Here is a 14,411-nt window from a genome sequence, read left to right as displayed (position 1 = left end):
TGGCGCCAGCCGGGGCTCGCATTTTTCCGCTGGTTCGCCGCCTACCCCGCGCTGCTCCGGGTGGAGCAAGGCAATCCGTCCACCTGTGTGTGGTTCTACGACCTGCGCTTTTATATCCCAGGACGGGAAGGCCTGCCGTTTCGCTTCGGCCTGTGCCAGGACGGCCCGCATCGATCGTGGCAGCTCTTCCAGCTCACGGAAGCGGGCCCCCTGCCCCTGCCGAACGCCACTTGGCCTTTCCGCGGGCCGCAGTGAAGCCCGCAGGGTGCACGGGCCTTCAGCCGTCCCGGCTGCCTGCGATGGAGCCCACTTTCGCCAGCGGAGCGCTCTTAGGCTCGCCCCCGGTGGAAGCGCCGCGCTCGCGCACCAGCCAATAGCCAGCGCTCAGGGTGAGCACCGCCGCGGCCAGGGCGGCGATGGTGCCGGCGCTGGTCTCCTGGATGTCCAGGATGATGAACTTACGCGCCAGCGCCATGAGGGCGATCAGGAACACCGTCTTCGCCTGGATGATGCTCTCGCCCCGCTGGGCCATCTTGAGAATGGAATGCTTGAATTCCAGGGCGATGAGCAATGTCATGATCTGCCCGAAGATCGATTGGAAAATCTTGTACTCCAGCAGATCCGAGGCACCCCTGATCACCAGCAGGACGATCTCCTTGGTGAGCTCCACCAGAGCCACCACGATGATCACGGAAATCAGGAACGTGAGCGCCAGCGCCACCACCTGCTCGAACTTGTCGTAGACGCCGAGAGGCGACCACTGGCGCTTGAGCTCCTCCCATTCCATCTTCATGGGTACGATCCGGTCTCAATGGATCTCGATCCGTCGGGGCGAGGCGTTGCCCGCCTTCGGCAGGCGCACCGTGAGCACTCCGTTCCTGAAAGTGGCTTCCGCCCGCTCGGCCTCCACGTGGCGGGGCAGGGGGATGGCTCGCTCAAAGCGTCCATAGGCCCGCTCCACGATGTGGTAGTGGGCTCCCAGGGTGTCACGGTCGAAACGCTTCTCGCCCCTCACCACCAGGGTGTTGTCTTCCACCACCACCGAGCAGTCTTCCTTCTCCAGCCCCGGCAGCTCGAGGCGCACCAGGATCTCCTGGTCGCGCTCGATCACCTCGCCGGCGAGCAGCCCCCAGCGCGGATACGCCACCGGCAGATCCTCCTCGGTGCCGCTTTCCTTGGAGCGGGAGAATTGGGTGAGGGCGTTGCCGCAGCGGGACAAAAGCTCCCGCCAGCCCTCGGCCAGGTTCTCCCAGGCCCGCCCCAGGGTCTCTCCGATTTCCTTGCCCACACGCTTGATCTGGTCAAGCATCGCCTATTTACCTCCATTCCATCATCGGTCTCAAATCCCGAAACCCAATCCAACCGCATCGCGTGGGCTGCGTTGAGCATAACGAAACACCCCTGCCTCCCTCACGATGCCGTTACGCGGGGACGCCCTGCCGCCTTGCGTCAGTGAACCACTTCCGGGGCCCGCGCTGCCTGCGGCTCCCCTTTCAACTGGGCCTGGATCGCCTGCAGGTCCTCCTCCAACAGGGTCTCCTTCTCCAGCAGCAGCCGCGCCCCCCGCTCCAGCACCTGGCGCTCCCGGGTCAGGATGTCCACCGCCCGGTCGAAGGCCCTCTTCACGATGCCGCGCACCGCGCAGTCGATCTCCCGCGCCGTCTCTTCGCTGTAGGTGCGCTCCTGCAGCGGTACCGAAGGCCCGCCCAGCAGGCCCCTGCGCTCTTCCTCGTAGGCCACGTGTCCCAGCTTCTCGTCCATGCCGTAGCGCATGACGATGGAGCGGGCGATGTCGGTCACCTTGGCCAGATCGTCCGCGGCGCCTGTGGAATAATGGCCGTAGACGATGTACTCGGCGGCCCGTCCGCCCAGTAGCACCGCCATCTTGTTCTCCAGCTCCTCCCGGGTCATGAGGAAGCGATCTTCGGTGGGCCGCTGGATGGTGTAGCCTAGGGCGCCGATACCCCGGGGAATGATGGAGACCTTGTGCACCGGGTCGGTGCCGGGCAGCGACATGGCCACCAAGGCGTGGCCCATTTCGTGATGGGCCACCACCTCCCGCTCCTTGGGATTCAAGACTCGGTTGCGCTTCTCCAGCCCCGCCACGATGCGCTCCACCGCGTTGGTGAAATCCTCTAGCGTGACCGCCTCTGCGCCCCGGCGCGTGGCGAGCAGCGCCGCCTCGTTCACTAGGTTGGCCAGATCGGCGCCCGAAAAGCCCGGCGTGAGGGCGGCCACTTTTTCCAAATCCACCGATGGATCCAGACGGATCTTGCGCACGTGCACCTGAAGGATTTGCACTCGGCCCCGCTTGTCCGGCCGATCCACCAGCACCTGCCGGTCGAAGCGCCCAGCCCGCAGCAGGGCAGGATCCAGAATTTCGGGCCGGTTGGTGGCCGCCAGGATCACCAGCCCAGAAGAGGGATCGAAGCCGTCCATCTCCACCAAGAGCTGGTTGAGGGTTTGCTCCTTCTCGTCGTGCCCGCCCCAGGGATAGGCGCCCCGAGCGCGTCCCAAGGCGTCCAGCTCGTCGATGAAGATAATGGCCGGCGCCTTCTGGCGCGCCTGCTCAAAGAGATCCCGCACCCGGGCTGCCCCCACGCCCACGAACATCTCGACAAACTCGGAGCCGCTGATGGAGAAGAAGGGCACCCCCGCTTCTCCCGCTACCGCCCGGGCGAGCAGCGTCTTGCCGGTGCCGGGCGGCCCCACCAGGAGCACGCCCTTGGGAATGCGGGCCCCGAGGCGGCCGTAGCGCTTGGGGTCCTTGAGGAACTCCACCACTTCCTTGAGCTCTTCCTTGGCCTCGTCCACCCCGGCCACATCGTCGAAAGTGACCCCGGTCTGATGCTCCACGTACACCTTGGCCTTGCTCTTGCCGATGGACAGGAAGCCGCCTCCGAGCCCCTGCTTTTCGGCGAACTTCCTGATCAGGAACATCCACAGGGCGAAGAACACCACTGCCGGCACGACCCAGGAGAGCAGATCCCGCAAAAAGGTGCTTTGTACCACCCCGGTATAGGTGACCCCGTACTTCTGCAGCTCGTTGGCGAGCGCCGGATCGACCCGGGTAGTCACGAACTGGGTGCGGCCGTCGGGCATGGGCTCCCGCAACTTCCCGTGGATGTAGTCCTGGGCGATGGCGATCTCCCGCACCTTGCCGTCGGCCAGCAGCTTCTGGAACTCGCTATAGGGAATGGGCTCGACCGTGCGCCAGGTGGTGTACAGGTCATGCAAAAGGATGATGGCGAAGGCCGCGAGGATGAAATACCAGATGCTGAACTGGGTTTGCTTTTCCATAGACCTCCTCCCGGCCGGTGCCACACGGAGTTGCGGATAATCACTCCATACTTAGCGGCAGGGGGGGTCGATTTCAAGCCGGCGCTCTCCTCGGGAAAGACGTTATCTCTCGACCACCCACCATCGCCAGCTATAAAAATATTTTTAAATCAATGTGATAAGCAAAACTTCGCAGATTGTTAGATTTGCCTTCTCCGCCCCCCTATGCCATAAAGAAAGCGCCTTCCGCTTTGACGGCGCAACGTTCCGTCCGGTCCTATGCAACGCGATGACCCCGCCGCCTTCGATTTCGGTCCATCCATCGTACCACCGCTCGTTGGCGCCTCGCCCGCGTTTTTGGACGTGGTGCGTCTCGTACCCAAGCTCGCCGCCTGCGACGCCACCGTGTTCCTCCAGGGCGAGACGGGCACGGGCAAGGAATCGATCGCCCGCGCCATCCATTACCTGAGCGCCCGGCGTGACGAGGCGTTCATCCCAGTCAACTGCGGCGCCATTCCCGATCACCTGCTGGAGAACGGGTTTTTCGGCCATGCCCGGGACACGTTCACCAACGCCCAGGAAAACCGGGCTGCACGGGTGGCCAACGCCGCGGGCGGTACCCTGTTTCTCGACGAGATCGAGTCTCTTACCCCCAAGGGTCAAGCTCTGCTGCTGCGGTTTCTTGAGGACCCGGTGTACTGGCCGCTGGGCGCGCACCAGGGCATTGCCGGCCGCGTGCGCCTCATCGCCGCCAGCAACGCCGACGTGACCCAACTGGTGAAGGGAGGCCGCTTTCGTCAGGACTTGATCTACCGGTTGGCGATCTTGCCCATTACTCTCCCTCCGCTGCGGGAGCGTCCAGGCGACGCCATCCTACTTGCGAAACATTTCATCCGACGCTTCGCCCGCTTGTACGGCCAGCCGGAGAAGACCCTCGACCCGGCCTCCGCGGCGCTGCTCGCCCGCCACCCCTGGCCTGGCAACGTGCGCGAGCTGAAAAACCTAATCCATCGGGAGTTCCTGCGGGCCGACGGCCCGCAGCTCAGCATCCCCCCGGCGGCGCTGGGCCTTGCGCCATCGCATGCGGCCCTGGCGTCGCCGATACCCGTGAATTTCGACTTGGGCTTCCGTCAGGCCAAAGAACGGGTGATCGCGGAATTTGAACGGGCGTTTCTCGTGCAGGCGCTCGCCAAGAGCCGCGGCAACGTGTCCGCCGCCGCCCGGCTGGTGGGCAAGGAACGCCGCGCCTTTGGCAAGTTGCTCAAAAAGCACGGCATCGATCGCGCCCAATACCTGGGAGGCGCGGCCGGCTGACCGCGCCCGCGCTTTTTTTTTCCTCCGTCTCCTCCGAGGCGCACGCCGCGCCCGCAAACGGTCTGTCGGGCGCGGTGCTTTTTCCGCTAGAGAAGCCGATGGGGACCGTCGGCATCGCCCGCGCTGACGGGTCGCGAGGTTGCCGTCCCGCACTCTCTCCCTTGGCGCCGCCAGCGGCCCCTGACGAGTCTGGCTTTCCCGTCCACGAGAGCGGCAGCCGCCCGTCGATTCCGCCGACCTCATCGACCCTCGATCGCCGCGATCGGCAAGGGGCTATGCGAGGTATGGAACGGGCGCCTTGCGCTTCACCGCCGGCCCGACCAGGACGGGGTGCTGGGCATAGCCCAGCTCCGCGAGCCGCTTGCCCGCACGGCCGACCAGGGCATCGAAGGTGACCGGCTTGCGCTGCCGCTTGAGGCTGCGCAAGAGCCGGGTGAGGCAATAGGTGAACGCCCCGTAAGAGGTCACCCCGTGGCGGTATTCGTAGGCGAGCTCCTCCTCCCGGCATGCCTGGAGCAGCAGCGGAATATAGGGACCGTTGTGCCGGTAAGCCTTCTTCGCCCGGGCGTAATCCTGCTCCACCGTCCACAGCGGCACGGCACGCCCGAGGCGCTTGCTCGCGCCGCTGCTGCCCAGGTAGGCCGACCGATCGGCGGTGGACTTGAGCAGCTTTTCCTCCGCCAGCCGCAGTGTGCGTGGTACCCACATTTCCCGGTCCGCGTCCCACCGCAGCGAGCGATGTCGGACATCGTCTGGCGGGTTGAGTCCGCGCGCCTTGGGCAGACCGTTGCGGGTCATGCCAGCGGAATGGCAGCAATCGAGGATGGCAACGAAATGGGTCTCGTAAGGAAGCTGGCTGTAGAGCTCGCAAAACCAGTCGTCGATCAAAGCGCGCTCCGGGGTCCAGTCGAAGTCGTAGGTGACCAGGCATTCGTCGATGTGGTCCACCTCGTCCCGTCCGCCGTAGCCCGGGATCTGGGCTCCGTGACCGCTGTAATAAAACACCCGCAGGTCCTCTGGTCCCGCGTCCTCGAGCAGCCAGTGGAGCCGATCCTTCACACCCTGGGCGGTGGCGCGCTCGTTCAATACCACCCGGATGTCGGAAGGATCGAACCCCAGCTCCTGCAGCACGGCGCTCATTTCGAACACGTCGTTGACGCAGCCTTCCAGTCGGTCCGCAGGATTGGGATAGTCGTTGATGCCCGCGAGCAGCGCTCGCCGCCTGGGCCTGGCGCTGGCCTGGGCCACGCCGGCATAGGTGCGGGCGAGGGCCCGGGAGGGCTCCCGCGGCAGCGCGAGCGTCCGCCATACCCGGTCCGCGGTGTTTTCGTGGCGCAGGTACTCCTCTGCCGCGTGATCGCCGAGGCCCTCGATGTCGAAGAAAGTGTCCACCTGCTCGAAGTTGGGGGTAGCCAACCGCAGCGGCGCGGTGAACACGTCGTCTTCTGCGTTATACAGATGGAACCAGGCCCGCGCCGGAGCGAGCCCTACGATGCGCCCGCCGAAGATGGAGCGTACGAAGGGATTTCCGATCTGGGAGCCGAAGGTGACGAAGGTACGCCTTTTGGCGAGCAGGGGCTCCCGCGCGAGCACATCGTAAGCGATCAAAGAGCCCAGGCTGTGGGCGAGGATCAGCTCGGGCTCGAATGCCTCCAGATCGTCCTTGACCGCCTGGCGCGTGCTGGCCCGCAGCGCCTCGTCCGCCGCCCACTGGGCCACCATCCCCGCGGTCCAGCGTACCCGTTCCGCCACGGCGCCGAAGCCGCGCCGCCGCCGAAAGAGGTCGCCGATACCGTGGACGATCCCGCTGGCGGACAGCCTGAGCATCGCTTCGGCCACGGTGGCGGCGTCCAGCTCCGCGGCATCGAACAGGGCGTCGTATGCAGTGAAACGGAATTCGGGCCGGATCTCCGGATCCCAGCGCTGCAAACCCTCGGCGACGAGCGCCTGCCAGCGGATTTGCCAGCCCGTGTCCTGTTCCTGATGACCCACCCCGTGGATGCACAACACCCGCAACGTGCGTCCCGCCACCCTTCGCCTCCCTTTTGTTGTCTACTCGCCCCCGAAGTGAAAAGGCACCCTACGGCCCGCAAAATCGAGCACAGCGAACGCGTGCCCTTCTCCCCCCGTGAAACACGGCGCGATTCCACAACACACAGCCGGCCCCCTGCCCAGAGTCAGCGGGAAGGAGCGTCCTGCTCGAGTCCCAGTTCCTGGATCTTGCGGGTGAGGGTGTTGCGCCCGAGCCCCAGCAGCTGCGCGGCTTCGATGCGCCGGCCGCCGGTATGCTGCAGCGCCTTGAGGATCAAAGCCTTCTCGAACTCGCGCCCGAAATCGTCCATGAGGCCGCTCCTGCCCTGGTCGAGGGCGTTCTGCACCGCGCTCTCCAGGGCCGCGATCCAGCCCGACGGCCGGCTCGGTGCCGGTTCCCGCCGGAACTCGGGGGGCAGATCGGCGATGTCCACGTTCTGGCCGGGGGCCATCACAGTGAGCCAGTGGCACAGGTTCTCCAGTTGCCGCACGTTCCCCGGGAAGTCCAGTCCACACAGGTGCTTCAGCGCCGCCTCCGACAGCCGCTTCGGCTCCACCCCCAGCTCGCGGGCGCTTTTCTGCAGAAAATGGCGGGCGAGCAGCGGGATGTCCTCGCGCCGCTCCCGCAAGGGCGGCAGCCGAAGCCGAATGACGTTCAGGCGGTGGTACAGATCTTCGCGGAACAGCCCTTCCTTGACCCGCTGCTCCAGGTCCTGGTGCGTGGCGGCGATGACCCGTACGTTGGCCCGGATGGACTGGTGGCCTCCGACCCGATAGAAATGACCGTCGGAAAGGACCCGCAGCAGCCGGGTCTGCAAGTCGAGCGGCATGTCGCCGATCTCGTCCAGGAACAGGGTCCCCCCTTCGGCCTGCTCGAAGCGCCCCCGGCGCTGGGTCTGGGCGCCGGTGAAAGCGCCCCGTTCGTGGCCGAAGAGCTCTGACTCCAGGAGATCCTTGGGGATGGCTGCGGTGTTGATGGCGATGAAAGGTCTCGCCGCCCGGGGGCTGTGCCGGTGCAGCGCCCGGGCCACCAGCTCCTTGCCGGTGCCGCTCTCGCCGGTGATGAGCACGGTGGCCTGGGAGTTGGCCAGCCGGCCGATGGCGCGAAAGACCTCCTGCATGGCGGGCGCCTGACCGAGGATCTCCGGAGCCGGAGTCCCCTCTTCCCCGGTGTCCGCCTGACGCAGGCTCTCCGCGAGGGCCCGGCGGATCAGCTCCACGGCATGATCCACGTCGAAAGGCTTGGGCAGGTACTCGAAGGCGCCCCCCTGGAAAGCCGACACCGCACTCTCCAGGTCGGAGTAGGCAGTCATGATGATGACCGGCACCCGGGGCAGGCGCTCCTTGAGTCCTTTCAACAGCTCCAGGCCGGAGCCACCGGGCATGCGGATGTCGGTCACCACCACGCTGGGGACATCGGCCTGCAACGCTGCTTCCGCTTCCCGGGCGGAAGCGAAAGTCCTAAAGTCGATACCTTCTCGGCCGAGGGCTTTCTCGAACACCCAGCGGATCGAGCGGTCGTCGTCGATGATCCAGACAGGCTTCATGCACTTAGCGTGAAGCGCAATGCGCGCCTCGACCGTGCCCCTCCATGAGCGGTCGGACTCTCATGTCACTGCCATGCATTGCGCAGCTCCCTGAGCAGCGGCAGCACCAGGGTGAAACACGTGCGCCCGGGCGCGCTCTCCCACTCGATGGTGCCGTGGTGTTGGGCCACGCAGTGGTGGGCGAGGGCAAGCCCCAGCCCGTGGCCATCCTCGCGCCCCGACACCAAAGGCAGGAAGAGCTTGTCCCGCAGCGCTTCGGGAATGCCGGGGCCGTCGTCGATGATCTGGACCGTGAGGGCAAGGCGATGCCGCCTCCGCGCCACCGTCACCTGCCGCGCCACCCGGGTGCGCAGGGTGATGGTACCTTTGCCCTTGAGGGCCTGGGCGGCGTTGCGCACGATGTTGAGCACCGCCTGGATCAGCTGCTCTCGGTCGCCGGTCAGCTCCGGCAGGCTCACGTCGTAGTCCCGCACCACCCGCAGACCCGAGGGGTATTCGGCCAAGATGAGGCTGCGCACCCGCTCCAGCACCTCGTGGATGTTGAGGGGCGCAAACCGGGGTACCCGGTTGGGCGCAAGCAGCCGGTCCATCAAAGCTTGGAGCCGGTCCGCTTCTTTGATGATGACCTGGGTGTATTCGTGCAAGGCCGGCAGCTCTAGCTCCCGGTCCAGGAGCTGAGCCGCGCCCCGGATACCCCCCAAGGGATTTTTGATCTCGTGGGCGAGGTTGCGGATCAGCACCCGGTTAGCCAGGGTCTGGTTGAGCATGCGCTCCTCCCGGTCAATCTTCAAGTGCTGATCGATCGGCTGGAATTCCAGGAGCACCTGGTAATCCTCGAGCTCCACCGGGGTCACGCTGCAGCTCACGTGCAACCATCCGTGGGACGGCAGCATGAGGGCGAGCTCGTGCTCGATGTAGGTGCTGTGCGCTTTGCGTGCCTGCGCGATCGCCGCCAGCAGCTGTCCGCACTCGGGGAACAGCTCGCCGATCCGGCGCTCCTCAAGCTGCTTGCGGCTCAGGGCGAAAAGGTTCTCGGCGGCAGGATTGGCGTAACCCACCTGAAGCCCCTCCTTGAGCAGCAGCACGGCGGTGGCGAGGAGGTCGAGGCCCGGAAACGGGGCGGACGGCATGGCTCTCAACACGATAGCTTGCCTTTAGCAATTTCCACGCCACTCGCGGCGCCCGCCGCGTAGGGTAAAAGCGGCGGGGCCGTGGCGTCAGCGGGGCAACAGAGAGAGCTCGTACTGCAGGGCGTTCACGTTCTGCTCGTGCAAGCGGACCGTCTCTGCCAAGGCCTGGGCCTGGGGGGCGGAGGCCGCCGTCGAGCGGGCGTGAGCAAGGGCCCGGCGGGCTTGCTCGAGGAGCCGGGTCTCCGTGGCGAGTTCCTGCTCCAGCACTTGCCGACGCAACGCATCCCGCTGGCGCTGCTCCTCCCGTGAGACCCGGGGAAAATTGGCAGGTGTGGGTGCCGTCCGGAGGGTCGGTCGGGGAGCCGGCCGGGCCGCGGGCTGAGGCGGCGCGGCCGGGCGGGTGTCGATGTCCAGCTTGATCGCCCCCGGGCGTGGGATATTGGTGAAGGTGACTCGGCCTTCCTCGTCCACGTATTTGTAGATATCGGCCTGCGCCGCCCAGGGGACGGCCAGCAGCCACGCGGCCACCACAGCTTGGCGCATCATTGGGCCCGGCCCGGGGGTGGCTGCGTCCCCGGCCCGGCACTCGACTGGGCCGCTTCCAGCTCCCGCTTCAAAGCCGCCACGTTGCGCTCGAGCTGGGCCACCTCATCGGTTAGGCGCTGGATCTTTTCTTCATAGCGGGCCACCGCCCGGCCGATGCCGCCGCTCGGGGTACGAAACGTCTCGGGCCGATTACGCTCCTCCTCCAAGGTCTTGCGCGCCGCCTCCAGCTTCTTTTCTTCTTCGGCCAGCGCTTCCTGAAGCTGAGCGACCCGGGGATCCACCTGGGGTTTTGGGGCCAAGGGTGCCTTGGGCGCCTCGATGGTGGTGAGGGGGGCGAGTTCCAGCTTCTTGGCCCCTGGGAGAGGGGTATTGGAATAGGTGACGCGCCCGTCCTTGTCCACAAGCTTGTAGATCTCGGCCCGTCCGGGCAGCACCGCGGCGGCAAGCGCAGCCGCCAACACCAGGGAAGCTCCAAAGGGGGGGCGCAAGGCAGGCAGATTCATAATCGACGTGAATGCCTTTTACTAAGTCTGCGCCGATAAAAGACTAATTTCAAGCGTTCGCTTTGCCGGGTCCGACCGGCGGTGCGAAACGGGGGGCTGTACGGCAGCCACACCCTGCCAACCCCCTCCTATTGCCCGCCAAAAAAAACAGGGCGGGGTCTTCCGCCCTGTTTTGGTGCATCTTCGATCAAGCGCTGTAATACATTTCGAACTCGATGGGATGAGTGGTCATGCGGAAGCGCTGTACCTCTTCCATCTTGAGGGCGAGGTAGGAATCGATGAAGTCGTTGGAGAACACGCCTCCCCGCGTGAGGAATTCCCGGTCGTTGTCCAGATGCTCCAGCGCCATTTCTAGGGAGGAACACACGTTGGGAATGGCCTTGGCCTCCTCGGGCGGCAGGTCGTACAGATTTTTGTCCACCGGATCACCCGGATGGATCTTGTTCTGCACCCCGTCGAGTCCGGCCATGAGCATGGCGGCGAAGGCCAGGTACGGGTTCGCGGTGGGATCGGGGAAGCGCACCTCCACCCGCCGCGCCTTGGGGCTCGCCACATGGGGAATGCGGCACGCCGCCGAGCGGTTGCGGGCCGAGTAGGCCAGATTGATGGGTGCCTCGAAGTGGGGCACTAGCCGCTTGTAAGAGTTGGTGCCAGGGTTGGTGATGGCGTTGAGCGCCCGGGCGTGCTTGATGATGCCGCCAATGTAATACAGGGCGAAGTCGGACAGGCCCGCGTAGCCGTTGCCGGCGAAGAGGTTCTGGCCGTCCTTCCAGATGGATTGATGGCAATGCATGCCGGAGCCGTTGTCCCCCACCACCGGCTTGGGCATGAAAGTGGCGGTCTTGCCGTAGGAGGCGGCGGTCATCCACACCGTGTATTTCAGGATCTGCATCCAGTCGGCACGCTTGACCAAGGGGGCAAAGCGCGTGCCGATCTCGTTCTGGCCAGCGGCGGCCACCTCGTGGTGATGCACTTCCACTTCCACCCCCTGCTGTTCCAGCGCCAGGCAGATGGCATTGCGAATGTCCTGCAGGGTGTCCACCGGGGGCACGGGGAAATAGCCTCCCTTGACCGGCGCGCGGTGGCCCATGTTTCCCCCCTCCGGCTCCTCGCCGGAAGCCCAGGGAGCCTCTTCGGAGCGGATCTTCACGAAGCAACCGGACATGTCCACCTTCCAGGAGACGGAGTCGAAGATGAAGAATTCGGGCTCGGGGCCGAAGTAGGCCGTATCCCCCAGGCCAGTAGACTTGAGATAGGCCTCCGCCCGCTTGGCGATGGTGCGCGGGTCGCGGTCATACCCCTTCATGTCCGAGGGTTCGATCACGTCGCAGGTGATGTTGAGCGTCGGCTCGTCGGTGAACGGGTCCATGCGGGCGGTGTCGGGATCAGGCAGCAGCAGCATGTCGGAAGCCTGGATCCCCTTCCACCCGGCGATGGAAGAGCCGTCGAAGGCATGGCCGGTTTCGAATTTTTCTTCGGTGAAGTGCTTGACCGGCACGGAGACGTGCTGCTCTTTGCCGCGGGTGTCGGTGAAGCGCAGGTCGACGAACTTGACCTCGTGATCCTTGATCATCTTGAACACATCGGCTACCGCCATGGGGCTCTCCTCAAGAGGGCTGTTACAAAAAAATCAAAGGGCGACCGGCTGCCCGGTGTATCGCGAACCCTCCTCGTGCGCGACCGAATCCAGGCCGCCTTGCCGCCTGACCGATGCCGGAGCGAGTAGCAGGTTCCATGCCACGCAGGAAAGGAGATTTCGCATTCTGCCACAATGAACTAAGCCCGCCTAGCGTTCGAGGGTGCACCAAAATGGTGCGTACATGGATTTGTGTGCACCATTACAGTGCATCCAATCGACGCAACGCAATGGAGCGAAAAAAAGGATCATCCCGCAATAAAGCGTCGATCCTTTGCTGCAGGCGGGCCACGCGGGCCGGATCGCTGCAAAAGGAGCGATCGAGATAGATCTCGGCCTCTACCTTTCCATTGAGATAATGGAGCACGGTTTTCTGGTTCTTGGGCAGCTCCCCCTCCAGCCGCTCATCCAGATGGCGCAGCAGCGCCGAGCGATCGGGCAAATCGAGGCTGGGCCGCACGAGGACGTCGTCTTCGGGGTCGATGTGCACCATAACGTCCAGCACGTTGTGCTGAGCCAGGACTTGGCTTCTTGCCCGCTCGGCGATGTAATGGCCTTCGGAGACGCTGATGCGAGGGTCCACCAGGATGTGGGCGTCCACCAGGGCTTGGCCGGCCATACGCCGGGTGCGCAGCTCGTGCACCCCGCGCACGCCGGGGGTGGCGAGGAGGGTGGCGCGGATCTTGGCGAGTTCCTCTTCCGCAAGCCCCGTGTCCACCAGCTCTTCCAGAGCCCCGTAGCCCAGCCGCCAGCCCATGTGCACGATCATGAATCCCACCACGGCGGCGGCGAGCAGGTCGAGAAACGTAAGCCCGAGCAGGTTACCTGCCACCCCCACCAGCACCACCAGCGAAGAGGCCGCATCCGAACGGGAATGCCAGGCGTTGGCCGCCAGCATCTGGGAGCGTAGCCGCCGGGCCACCGCCATTAGATAGCGGAACAGCCCCTCCTTAGCCACCAGAGTTAGGAAGGCGGTCGCCAGAGCTGCCGGGTGAACCCGGGTGAGGTTTCCCGGGTCCTGCAGCCGCACTCCCGCGGCCAGCATCAAGGCAACGCCCAGTCCCACCAGGAAGAGGCCGAGCATCAGGGTGGCGGCCGTCTCGATGCGGCGGTGGCCGTAGGGATGATCCCGGTCCGCTGCCTTGGTGCCGTGACGGTTGGCCCACAACACCAGAAAATCCGACAGCAGGTCCGACAGGGAATGGAGGCCGTCGGCGACAAGGGCCTGGGAGCGGGCCAGCACCCCGACCACGATCTGCACCACGGTGAGCCCCACGTTGACCGCCACGCTCACCAGGGTGCTGCGGCGCGCAGCCTCATAGCGGGCCAGATCGGCGGCGAAGGGGGAAGCGGTTTCGGGCGGAGCGTTCATCGGATGATAGAATACACTTCTCTTTTTCCCAGGAATCCCGCGCCATGATCCCGGAGATTCTCGAACGCGCCCGCGCCCGGGCGCGCCAGATGGGGCTTCCCTACGACGGGGCACTCACTCCCGCAGAAGCCTACCAGCTCATGACCTCGGACCCCCAGGCAAGGCTGGTGGACGTACGCACCCAGGCAGAGCTCACCTTCGTGGGCCGCATCCCCGGGGCGGTGGAGATCGAGTGGCAAAGCTACCCCGGCATGCAGCTCAACCCTCGCTTCCCGCAAGAGCTCGAGCGACAGGTGGACAAGAATGCCCGCGTCATGTTCCTCTGCCGCAGCGGCGGCCGCTCCCACCAGGCGGCAGTCTTGGCCAAGCAGTTGGGCTACGCCCAGTGTTACAACGTGTTGGAGGGCTTCGAGGGGGAGCGGGATCCCCAAGGCCATCGCAACACGGTGGGGGGTTGGCGGGTGGCAGGACTGCCCTGGGTCCAGAGCTAAATCCAGGCAAGGAACCGCGCCCAGCCGTCGGGTGTGTCGAGGGAGGCAAACCCCACCGCACATCCCCCTGCGCTCAAGCCCACCCCGGGGCGTGAGGGCTCGCGCTTCACGGAATCGCCGTCCAGTCGACGGCTCCCGTCCACCAGGTGAGGAGCACCACGCCGCCAAAGAAGATCCGGTACCAGGCGAATGGCCGGAAGCTGTGCCGGGAGACATAGCCGAGGAGGGCGCGCACGGTGAGGAGCGCCGTCACGAACGCCGCGCCAAAGCCCAAGGCGAAGAGCTCCAGGTCCGCGCCCGAAAGCAAGGCCCAGCTCTTGTAGGTGTCATAGGTCACCGCCGCCAGCATGGTGGGCACGGCGAGGAAAAACGAGAACAAGGTGGCCGCTTCCCGGGTGAGGCCGAAGAGCATCCCCCCGATGATGGTGGCGCCCGAGCGGGAGACCCCGGGGAACATGGCGACGCACTGGGCCAACCCCACTTTGAGGGCGTCGCGCCAGGTCATGTCCTCCACCCGAGCGATGCGCCCCCGGTGATCGCGCCGCTCCACCCAGAGGATCAC

At 65.5% G+C, this 14,411-nt stretch carries 13 protein-coding genes and 1 pseudogene; 3 read left to right on the top strand and 11 right to left on the bottom strand.

Translation table 11 applies throughout. The features are described 5' to 3' along the window. A pseudogene (locus V7Q81_RS10200) lies at nt 1-255 on the top strand (hypothetical protein); the annotation flags it as partial. Between the two features lie 22 nt (nt 256-277). Here V7Q81_RS10200 and V7Q81_RS10195 read toward each other — a convergent pair. The 3 genes from V7Q81_RS10195 to ftsH all read right to left on the bottom strand — a co-directional run bounded on the left by V7Q81_RS10195 (nt 278) and on the right by ftsH (nt 3,300). Next, nucleotides 278-793 carry a phosphate-starvation-inducible PsiE family protein gene (locus tag V7Q81_RS10195; RefSeq protein ID WP_333842802.1) on the bottom strand — a complete coding sequence of 172 codons (516 nt, stop codon included), beginning with the start codon at nt 791-793 and terminating at the stop codon, nt 278-280. Between the two features lie 15 nt (nt 794-808). Beyond that, nucleotides 809-1,309, bottom strand: a complete 501-nt coding sequence (locus V7Q81_RS10190) for an Hsp20/alpha crystallin family protein (RefSeq protein ID WP_333842799.1) — start codon at nt 1,307-1,309, stop codon at nt 809-811. 140 nt (nt 1,310-1,449) lie between these two features. Then, nucleotides 1,450-3,300 (bottom strand): ATP-dependent zinc metalloprotease FtsH, encoded by a 1,851-nt coding sequence (gene ftsH / locus V7Q81_RS10185; protein WP_333842797.1) that lies wholly within the window; start codon nt 3,298-3,300, stop codon nt 1,450-1,452. A gap of 258 nt (nt 3,301-3,558) precedes the next feature. On the opposite strand from ftsH, the gene V7Q81_RS10180 reads away from it, so the two are divergent. Then, nucleotides 3,559-4,593, top strand: coding sequence for a sigma-54 dependent transcriptional regulator (locus tag V7Q81_RS10180; protein WP_333842795.1), 1,035 nt, complete (start codon nt 3,559-3,561; stop codon nt 4,591-4,593). Between the two features lie 273 nt (nt 4,594-4,866). Here V7Q81_RS10180 and V7Q81_RS10175 read toward each other — a convergent pair whose 3' ends face one another. The 7 genes from V7Q81_RS10175 to V7Q81_RS10145 form a co-directional block, all read right to left on the bottom strand. Beyond that, entirely contained in the window at nt 4,867-6,624 is a 1,758-nt protein-coding gene (locus V7Q81_RS10175; RefSeq protein ID WP_333842792.1) for a caspase family protein, read from the bottom strand. 146 nt (nt 6,625-6,770) lie between these two features. Next, complete coding sequence (gene ntrC, locus V7Q81_RS10170; RefSeq protein WP_333842789.1) at nt 6,771-8,171, bottom strand: nitrogen regulation protein NR(I); 1,401 nt, start codon at nt 8,169-8,171, stop codon at nt 6,771-6,773. 65 nt (nt 8,172-8,236) lie between these two features. Continuing rightward, complete coding sequence (gene glnL, locus V7Q81_RS10165) at nt 8,237-9,301, bottom strand: nitrogen regulation protein NR(II) (RefSeq protein WP_333842805.1); 1,065 nt, start codon at nt 9,299-9,301, stop codon at nt 8,237-8,239. Between the two features lie 87 nt (nt 9,302-9,388). Then, complete coding sequence (locus V7Q81_RS10160; protein ID WP_333842787.1) at nt 9,389-9,847, bottom strand: DUF4124 domain-containing protein; 459 nt, start codon at nt 9,845-9,847, stop codon at nt 9,389-9,391. Then, nucleotides 9,844-10,350: a DUF4124 domain-containing protein gene (locus V7Q81_RS10155; RefSeq protein WP_333842786.1), complete on the bottom strand. Its 507-nt coding sequence runs from the start codon at nt 10,348-10,350 to the stop codon at nt 9,844-9,846. Before V7Q81_RS10155 ends, V7Q81_RS10160 begins: the two co-directional genes overlap by 4 nt. Nucleotides 10,351-10,537: 187 nt before the next feature. Then, nucleotides 10,538-11,947 (bottom strand): type I glutamate--ammonia ligase, encoded by a 1,410-nt coding sequence (glnA, locus tag V7Q81_RS10150; protein ID WP_333842783.1) that lies wholly within the window; start codon nt 11,945-11,947, stop codon nt 10,538-10,540. A gap of 241 nt (nt 11,948-12,188) precedes the next feature. Continuing rightward, complete coding sequence (locus tag V7Q81_RS10145) at nt 12,189-13,358, bottom strand: cation diffusion facilitator family transporter (protein ID WP_333842780.1); 1,170 nt, start codon at nt 13,356-13,358, stop codon at nt 12,189-12,191. Between the two features lie 44 nt (nt 13,359-13,402). Between V7Q81_RS10145 and V7Q81_RS10140 the strand changes: the two genes are divergently transcribed. Then, on the top strand, nt 13,403-13,849 hold the full coding sequence (locus V7Q81_RS10140) for a rhodanese-like domain-containing protein (protein ID WP_333842777.1): 447 nt from the start codon (nt 13,403-13,405) through the stop codon (nt 13,847-13,849). A gap of 106 nt (nt 13,850-13,955) precedes the next feature. Here V7Q81_RS10140 and V7Q81_RS10135 read toward each other — a convergent pair. Further along, nucleotides 13,956-14,411 (bottom strand): undecaprenyl-diphosphate phosphatase (locus V7Q81_RS10135; RefSeq protein ID WP_333842774.1); only part of this gene is annotated, 456 nt, incomplete at its 5' end.

This window comes from Pelomicrobium sp. (genome assembly GCF_036803785.1).
GTDB lineage: Bacteria > Pseudomonadota > Gammaproteobacteria > Burkholderiales > UBA6910 > Pelomicrobium.
The sequence above is the reverse complement of the archived record's forward strand: the minus strand, read 5'-3'. Positions and strand labels throughout refer to the sequence as shown.

Excerpts from the sequence above, each read along its gene's own strand:
- V7Q81_RS10195 (WP_333842802.1), bottom strand. The coding sequence starts at position 793 with ATGAAGATGGAATGGGAGGAGCTCAAGCGCCAGTGGTCGCCTCTCGGC.
- V7Q81_RS10190 (WP_333842799.1), bottom strand. The coding sequence starts at position 1,309 with ATGCTTGACCAGATCAAGCGTGTGGGCAAGGAAATCGGAGAGACCCTG.
- ftsH (WP_333842797.1), bottom strand. The coding sequence starts at position 3,300 with ATGGAAAAGCAAACCCAGTTCAGCATCTGGTATTTCATCCTCGCGGCC.
- V7Q81_RS10180 (WP_333842795.1), top strand. The coding sequence starts at position 3,559 with ATGCAACGCGATGACCCCGCCGCCTTCGATTTCGGTCCATCCATCGTA.
- ntrC (WP_333842789.1), bottom strand. The coding sequence starts at position 8,171 with ATGAAGCCTGTCTGGATCATCGACGACGACCGCTCGATCCGCTGGGTG.
- glnL (WP_333842805.1), bottom strand. The coding sequence starts at position 9,301 with ATGCCGTCCGCCCCGTTTCCGGGCCTCGACCTCCTCGCCACCGCCGTG.
- V7Q81_RS10160 (WP_333842787.1), bottom strand. The coding sequence starts at position 9,847 with ATGATGCGCCAAGCTGTGGTGGCCGCGTGGCTGCTGGCCGTCCCCTGG.
- V7Q81_RS10155 (WP_333842786.1), bottom strand. The coding sequence starts at position 10,350 with ATGAATCTGCCTGCCTTGCGCCCCCCCTTTGGAGCTTCCCTGGTGTTG.
- glnA (WP_333842783.1), bottom strand. The coding sequence starts at position 11,947 with ATGGCGGTAGCCGATGTGTTCAAGATGATCAAGGATCACGAGGTCAAG.
- V7Q81_RS10145 (WP_333842780.1), bottom strand. The coding sequence starts at position 13,358 with ATGAACGCTCCGCCCGAAACCGCTTCCCCCTTCGCCGCCGATCTGGCC.
- V7Q81_RS10140 (WP_333842777.1), top strand. The coding sequence starts at position 13,403 with ATGATCCCGGAGATTCTCGAACGCGCCCGCGCCCGGGCGCGCCAGATG.